The sequence below is a fragment of the Moorena sp. SIO4A1 genome, from assembly GCF_010672065.1.
Lineage (GTDB): Bacteria > Cyanobacteriota > Cyanobacteriia > Cyanobacteriales > Coleofasciculaceae > Moorena.
In genome coordinates this window covers 1-2,018 of the sequence record NZ_JAAHHX010000384.1, presented here as the reverse complement: position 1 = coordinate 2,018, position 2,018 = coordinate 1, and the positions used below count along the sequence as shown (strand labels likewise).

The window sequence follows — 2,018 nt, the reverse complement described above, 5'->3', positions numbered from 1 at the left end:
CTCACTGGGGAGAATCGCTCGATTGTCAGTCCAATTTCTGGCACCACTCGTGACGCCATTGATATGGTAGTACAACGGTCAGCAGATCCAGAAAAGGGTACTGATGCCCAAACCTATCGCTTGATTTAACAAAGATAGAGAATCGTAATTGACACTCTGCGGTGATTAGACGCGGGGATTGCTTAGAGGACATACTGATGGATAGTATTACTCGTGGGCAACTACCAATTTCTCGGTAGTCCTCAAGGTAGTCATCAAGGCGGTGCTAATTGCCTCTACCATGTCCGGCAAAATGCCATTGAGTAGAATTTTGTGTTTGGTAGCGTCGGCTTCCCCGAAGTTCTTGATTCCCTCACAACAACGGCTTTTGCTTGTAGAGGCACCGATTGGATTGACACTCCCCGTCCTGTTCGCGTAGCCTCTGGCACTGCCAGTAAGGAGCGGGGAGTCTTGGCTCTACGACTCGTCGTGGCTCTTTCAAACCGGAGTCAGAAAAAGTAGAGGACAAATCTCCCCAAGCGTGATTGATCATAGATCTAGGTTTCGGTGTGCCGGAAACGCGCGCCTTATCAGAGCGATGCAGCGCGGTCTTGGGAAGGCAGCGCCGCCAAAGGGGGTTCCCCCCACTCGCGCTTTGCCGTGGTTTCCCCCACTCGCGCTTTGCATGAAGACAGGGTCGCCTTAATCAAAAGCGATGCAGTCGGCCAAAGGGGGTTTCCCCCATGAGCGACTGCATCAAGAAAGGTTAAAACTTTTTACACAAGCGCCGACTAACTATAAAGGCGACCCTCTTGTTACGGTAACTTCTAACCCCACCGTACCTTTTTTATATGAATAGACAGAGGTGCGACCCGTGGCGAATTTAATTCTTAATAGGTCAAGCGCACCTTTATACTTTTTTATCTAAGTTTTTCATAGACGTTGTAGTCGTTAGACCAAATTACGCAATACGTATCTCATACATATTTTTTACGTTGTCTACTTATGATTAGATAGTACCTATCTGACATGCTTGTTTATTGCTTATGCTTTTATTCTATCACATCCGACGGAAAAGCCGTCGTTCGCGTAGCGTGGCCAAAGGCCAACGAAGGATTTAAAGTTACCGTAAGAGAGGGTCGCCTTAATTATCAAGTTTTAACCTTTTTGCGCGAGACCGACCCACCTTAAAGGCTCCACTCTCTAAGGCGCGCGTCTCTAGGGGCGCGATTACCCAAATCTTTTGGTAAGAAATTCTGGTAGCTACCTTTTGACCAAAACTTCCCTCTACTAGGAGTTTCACCTTTCCTTTAATGGTTGTTGCGTCTTCTGTATTTTAACCTAGATTCGCGCCAAAAGCTGGTTATTGCTGCTAGGTCGAAGTCCTCCCTGGTCATTAGATGCGGGGTTTCCTGCTACCCAGTTTTACTATGAAATGTTTGATTTATCGGTTAGTTAGCCACTTCAGTTAGTTAGCCAATGGTATAGTAATCTATTTGATTCTACCGTAATCTGACCGAAATACTACTAGGATGATGATGAAGTGACCTGGGTAGCATCAGAGTCTTTTGAGACTGGGGAAGTTGAGGGCATGACATGGCTACTCGGAGGCGGAATGGGATGCTTAAGTTCCCAAACTTTGAGCAATATCAGATACTCATAAAATGCTTGTAAGGTACACCAGGTAAACCCGGCTTGACCATCCAAGAAGCCTCCGAGTAGGAAGTACATGTATAGAAAACGCAATACAGGTCGCCAGGGCAAGCGTAAGGACAAATTTTTCAGGGCACGGCGTCTTTCTACTTCCGAACGCCCAAAAAATAGGTCTCGCCACTCAACAGTTCCTTGCTCCAACTGGCGCAAAGTTTCGAGGGCTTCGTCGGTAGAGTAGCGATTGTGTTTATCAATCCAGCGGGTAAATCCCTTACTGTTGGTGTAGTGAGGATATGTTTCTTTGATGAAACCAGTCGGTCCATCACATACTTCCCGTTCCGTATGACCATAATCATCAAACCAAACCTTTTCCTTACGAAACAGCC

1 protein-coding gene and 1 pseudogene are annotated in these 2,018 nt (G+C 46.6%); one reads left to right on the top strand and one right to left on the bottom strand.

The window, feature by feature from the left end:
* The first annotated feature begins 312 nt into the window (after positions 1–312).
* Positions 313–501, top strand: coding sequence for a hypothetical protein (locus tag F6K53_RS38535; protein ID WP_293056009.1), 189 nt, complete (start codon positions 313–315; stop codon positions 499–501).
* 1,005 nt (positions 502–1,506) lie between these two features.
* On the opposite strand, the pseudogene F6K53_RS38530 reads toward F6K53_RS38535, so the two are convergent.
* Positions 1,507–2,018: pseudogene (locus tag F6K53_RS38530) on the bottom strand (glycosyltransferase family 2 protein); the annotation flags it as partial.